Raw genomic sequence first — 5937 nt, forward strand, 5'->3', positions numbered from 1 at the left:
TTTTTTTGCAAAAAATTAAATGTTGGAGTTATTCACCCCAACATTTATTATAGAACCTTTTTTATTTCAATTTTCACATAATCATATTGTTATATAAAAATAAAGAAGGAGGAAGAAGATAATGTCTAGACCATATGTAACTATATCTATTAATGATAAAATTCATGAGGATAGAATCATATTGAACAAAGAGAAACTACTTTCCATTAAGACTAAAGATTTGTATTCTTGGCATTATGAAATAGTAAGAAGTGTAATTACAGACTTAAAATTAATTTAAATATAAGAACTTTAAATAAAAAAATATTATTCAATGAAAGGTAAGTGAGAGATTATGTTAAAGGAATTATTCAAATATCTAAAAAAACCAAAACTATATGCACAGAATACCTGTAAATTTTGGGATGATGAACATATTTCTAAGGGGTTGCTGGAAGCTCATTTAGATCCACAATTAGAAGCATCTAGTAGATGTCATGATTTTATAGACAAATCAGTAGAGTGGATTACTGAAATAGCACCATCATCAAACTATAAAAAGCTCTTAGATTTAGGCTGTGGCCCTGGTTTGTATGCTGAACGACTATTTAAAAAAGGGTACAAAATTACTGGCATTGATTTTTCAAAGAGGTCAATTAATTATGCTATGGATAAAGCGTGTGAAAGAAACCAAGATATAAACTACATTTATAAAAATTATCTTGAAATTAATTATAATAATGAATTCCAGCTTGTGACATTAATATATTGTGACTTTGTAGTATTATCAGATGAGCATAGAGAGATTTTATTGAAAAAAATCTACGATTCGATGAAGGTAGGAGGGAGATTTATATTTGATGTTTTTACTTTAAAGGAATTTGAAAATAAGAAAGAGAATAATACATGGTATTTAAGTGAGGGGAGTGGTTTTTGGAAGTCTGAAAGACATATATGTTTTGAATCGCATTTTATTTATGAAAGAGATGTGAGATTAGACCAATTCACAATAATTGACAAAGACGGAAAAGTGGATATAATTAGAAATTGGTTTAAAGTATATACGAAGGACACGATTATTAAAGAAATTAAAAAAGCAGGCTTTAATAAGATTGAGATATATTCAGATGTGACAGGCAAACCATATTTTGAAGAATCTAAAACGATGTGTATTGTAGTTGAAAAATAGAATAGATATATTAAATAATTATTAATATTTAGGAGGTGTTTATATTGATAAGAAAAGTTGGGGGTAGTTAACAACTAATAAACATGGAGGATATAAAAACCGCAGTTAAAGAGGTACGGTGAACCGTACCATAAATAAATGTAAAAAGCAGTCTTAACCGTTGATAGTGTTTGGTTAAGACTACTTCTATAAGTAAAAATGACATATCACAAGTAATAATGTATTTACAAAATATATTATAATTAAAGAGGTAAGAATTATTTTAAGTATAAAATAAATATGAAAATGATGTTTAAAGAAGCTTGTATTTTCTATTATCAATGTTATTATCGAAAGTTATCATTTTCCGTAATATTTTTTTATAAATGGTAATAAAATTCTTAGAAAAATGAAATCATTAGTAGCTATGTAAAAAGTATTTAGGGGAGTGGGGTTAAAATGATAATTAAAAATCTTTTGATAAATAAAAGTATTGAGTATATTTTACAGCATATGGATGAGGACATTTCTATTGAAGATGTTGCTAATCACTGTAATTTTTCAAAATATCATTTTAGCAGAAAGTTTAAAGAAGAAACAGGAGTAAGTATTTATGCTTTTATCAAACGTATAAAAATGGATCAAAGTGCAGTAAGTCTTAAGATTGAAAAAGATAAAACTATTACTGATAATGGCGTTGATTATGGATACAGTTCTTCCAATTATAGTTCAGCCTTTAGCAAGCAGTATAGTATTTGTCCAGTGAAATTTAGAAAAGCTGTGAATTCAACATCTGTTGTTAATCCATTTTATCCTAGTGAATATAATACTTTTAAGTCTTTTGAATATTATGATGAAAAGATTATTATACAAAATCTAGCTGATTTTAAAGTAATCTATGAAAGATATATTGGGAATTACAGTGATATAGGAATTAATTGGTATAGTTTTATGGAACGGTACAAAGCCTATATTAAACCAGATACACTTTTGATTGAAAAATCCTATGATGATCCATCTATTACCCAATTAGACAAATGTATATATGATTTATGCATCACTGTTGGTGAAGATGTAGAGTTAGAAAATGTTACAACGATAAAAGGTAGAAAATTTGCAGTTTATCGATTTAATGGATATATACATGATATTTTTGTGACATTCCAGGGATTTTTTAATATTTGGCTTCCACGTAGTGGATATAAAAGGGATGAAAGATATGGATTAGGTATTTACCACAATATTGATAGAAAAAATAATCATGTTGCTATGGATTTATGTATTGCTATTAAATAGAGCAAGAATTCAGAAGTAAAAAAGTAAGTTTTCATTTATTATGAAAATAGTGATAAAGCTATCACTAGATAAAGTTAGAAAAAGGGGGATTTTATGTTTGATATAAGGAAAATCCAAGAGCATGTTATTTATGAAGCTGTAAAAAATGAGAGCAATGAAGATATGGCAAGGGAAGTTGTATATGGAAAAGAGGAAAGTGGTAAATCAGAGGGTAATGCTATATGGGTAAATTCTACAATGAAGAGATTAGAAAGCAAACTTGATAAGTCAACTACTAAGAAGATTAGAATGAAGTGCCAGTGTGGATATGGAATGGATGAGAAGTTAGAATTAGTGAAAGAACTAATGGAATTATCATCAAGTTTAGAGGAGCTTGCAAATTTGCAGAAAGCAAAAGATGCAGGATTATTTTATGAAAATGGAGATCTTTATTTACAATTTAATTTTTGTCCATGTCCAATGCTTGCAGATGTAGATAGGCTAGATTCTGATGCATGGTGTCAATGTACTACTGGGTATAGTAAAGTGCTATTTGAAAAAGCCTTTCAGTGTAAAGTTGATGTTGAGTTATTAAAAAGTATAAAAATGGGTGATGAAAGATGTCTTATGAAAATAATTCCACAAGGAATTATATGGAAATAGAACTTTTATTTTGTTTTAGCGATATTGGATATTGGATAAAATATATCGATTTTGGATGAACTATTTCTTGTAGTGGGCTTAGTGTAGGCATTTATATATTTAGTAACAGTACGAGCATCAACGTCTAATTCTCTTGCTATTTGGTTTTTATATAGGGAACTAGCAACTAGGAACGCAAGAGACGCAACTACAACTAGGTTACAACTACAACTACAACTAGGGACGGTTAAATGTTAAGAATAATAAATAAAAAAATACAAAAACTACTTCTAAAAGAAAAAAGGAGTAGTTTTTTATGCCTAGAGTAGCCAGAGTAAAAAGTAAAGAAGGAATTTATCATATTATGTTTCGTAGCATAAGTGAAGTAAATTTATTTTTAGAGGATTTAGATAAAATCAAATATTTCAAGTTGATTCAAAAATATCAAAGAAAGCTTCAATTTAAGGTATATGCTTATTGTTTAATGGATAATCATGGACATCTAATTATAGATTGCAATGGAGCAGATATATCTAAAATTATGCATAGTATTAATTTTTGCTATGCTCAATATTTTAACAGAAAATATAAAAGACATGGACATTTATTTCAAGATCGATTTAAAAGCAAAATGATAAAAGATGAGAAATATTTTATCATTTTGTCCGCTTATATTCATAATAATCCTAAAGATTTACCTAATTACAAAGAGCATGTAGAAAGATATCCGTTTTCTAGTCTGAATGATTATATACTAGGAAGTAATAGCTTTGAAATATTAGATATTTCTTTTTTAAGTGAATTACTTAATTTAAGGAATAAGAAAAATAAGAAAGCTTATATTGAATTTGTAAAAAAATGCAAAAGTGAAGATACGCCTATTGATGTAGAATTTGAAAAAGTTGAAAATGTATACAAAAGTGAAAGAAGAATTATTCCAAGGCATTATGCAGGAGAACAAGTTATCGAAATAGTAGCTAGGCATTTAAATGTAGAGAAAAATAGAGTACATATAAAGTATAAACGGCAATATGTAAAATTAAGAGCTATTAGCTGCTTTTTGATGAGCTGTTATTGTGATATGAGTCAAAAAAATATATGTAAATTAATTGGAAACATTACTCAAACACGAGTGTCAAGCTTATCTATGATAGGAATGGAAATGGTTTTTAAAGAAAGAGGATTGTTAGATGAGTTTTTAAAAAGTGCTTAAGATAAAATAAATATTAGATAGGATGAAGGGGTTATTTTAAGTGCGCAAAAATAAAATAGTATTGATTAAAGTAGTCTTTTATCGAGCGATAAGGGATTTTTTTATTGAATAAAGGATAAAAACAATTAACCGTCCCTATGATATGATATAGTAGATGCATGTAATAAGGTATATGATTATGAAAGAGTGCTAGGCTACATTATCATATTAGTAATATCCTTAACTAGATTTCCCTCCACATCACAGATTTTTATTTTGATGCCATTATTATCAGAAGTAAAGTATAATATCAATTCAATTCTTTCATCATTAAGCATTTTTCTAGCAATTCTAACAGGACCAAATATATTTTCATCTTCTATAATTACTTTAGGTTCTTGGTTATAGCGACTAATCTTTAATCTCCCCTTATGATTTTCGTCATAATAGGTATATACTAAAGTGTAATCTTCATTATAGGTAATGGAATCTATAGAGGGAACCCCTCCGAAAATATCAGTATGAAATGGAATCATATCTAGTATATCCAAATCTTTAGTACGGTTTATAGACCTTCTAACCATAAAGATATTTAATAATTCTTCTTCATCTGAAGCATTCATTCCAATAAAACCATAACCATCCTCGATGGCTTTAGCAGTAATAACGTTTTTGATAAGAGGAAGATTAAATTTTGTTATCGGTGTTCCGTCAAAAGACATGCTATATAAGTACACATTGTTTTTATTAACAGAGGTATAGGTCAATACCCTATCAAGCAAATTAGCATTAACGATGTAATAGGGGTTTCTGTAAAAGGTTGTATAGCTAGGTGCTGAAGTGGTGTTAAACGTACTGAAAAAAGATCCAGTATAAAAATCTTTTCTGTGAAGGAGTTTATCGGTGGACTTTGAAAAGAAAAGCTGACCTTTATAATCTATACTATTTGCATTTTCAAAACCTTCTATTGCAATCATATCACTACTAACTATCAAATCTTTATCGTTATTTTTATGCAGGGTGGTTTTCACAATGCCAGCCTTATAAGGAGTAATAATATTTCTGCTGGAAAAAGTATTATCAAATAGAATTACATGATCTAAATTTTTATGGGATGGAAATTCCGATAATAGTATTGACTGTCCATCATTAATATTTAAATAAAATAAAGAAGAGTAATCAATTCCTTGTTTTTCTTGGCTTGATAAAATGAGTAGTGATGTATCTTCACTTACAAAGTTATCTAGCCAAAGCATTTCTTTGATTTCTCCAAATCTTGATGAATTTATATGAGGGCTTGGAAGTATTATTGTTGGTATTTCAGTATAATAATGATTATACATATAGCTTATTGATGTTAGTAAAATCATTGTAATTGTAATCACTAACATGGTATATTTTTTCATAGGATGCCTCCAATTTTAAATATGTTATAATCATTATAACACCACTTTACAAGTAATCGAATATTAATTTCCATAAGATAACAAAATCAGATACCTAAATCCTAGGAATACTAATTTTATGAAGAACAATACCCTAGGAGGCATCTGATATGATTAGTATATCCAAAGATTCATTTATTAAAACTTTACAACAGTATTTACTTAAATATCGCTCACTTTTCAAGAAGCGTAGCTTTGATGGGTTTCTCTGGTTAATGTTAGCCATTATTTCTGTT

6 protein-coding genes are annotated in these 5937 nt (G+C 28.0%); 5 read left to right on the top strand and 1 reads right to left on the bottom strand.

Going from position 1 to position 5937, the window contains the following annotated elements:
- Positions 1 to 121 precede the first annotated feature (121 nt).
- From EK368_RS14965 to EK368_RS12210, 5 genes are all read left to right on the top strand, one after another.
- Positions 122 to 280, top strand: a complete 159-nt coding sequence (locus tag EK368_RS14965; protein WP_165000444.1) for a hypothetical protein — start codon at positions 122 to 124, stop codon at positions 278 to 280.
- A gap of 54 nt (positions 281 to 334) precedes the next feature.
- Positions 335 to 1168: a class I SAM-dependent methyltransferase gene (locus EK368_RS12195; protein WP_129600098.1), complete on the top strand. Its 834-nt coding sequence runs from the start codon at positions 335 to 337 to the stop codon at positions 1166 to 1168.
- A gap of 438 nt (positions 1169 to 1606) precedes the next feature.
- The gene (locus EK368_RS12200) at positions 1607 to 2443 is read left to right on the top strand and encodes an AraC family transcriptional regulator (protein WP_129600100.1); all 837 of its coding nucleotides are present in this window, start codon (positions 1607 to 1609) and stop codon (positions 2441 to 2443) included.
- A gap of 93 nt (positions 2444 to 2536) precedes the next feature.
- A complete protein-coding gene (locus EK368_RS12205; protein ID WP_129600102.1) occupies positions 2537 to 3085 on the top strand; it encodes a DUF6144 family protein in 549 nt (182 codons plus the stop codon).
- Between the two features lie 295 nt (positions 3086 to 3380).
- A complete protein-coding gene (locus tag EK368_RS12210; protein ID WP_129600104.1) occupies positions 3381 to 4277 on the top strand; it encodes a transposase in 897 nt (298 codons plus the stop codon).
- A 194-nt stretch (positions 4278 to 4471) separates the two neighbouring features.
- Here the strand turns inward: EK368_RS12210 and EK368_RS12215 are convergent, their stop codons facing one another.
- Complete coding sequence (locus EK368_RS12215; protein WP_129600106.1) at positions 4472 to 5662, bottom strand: hypothetical protein; 1191 nt, start codon at positions 5660 to 5662, stop codon at positions 4472 to 4474.
- Between the last annotated feature and the right edge of the window lie 275 nt (positions 5663 to 5937).

Source organism: Anaerophilus nitritigenes (assembly GCF_004138215.1).
Taxonomy (GTDB): domain Bacteria; phylum Bacillota; class Clostridia; order Peptostreptococcales; family Thermotaleaceae; genus Anaerophilus; species Anaerophilus nitritogenes.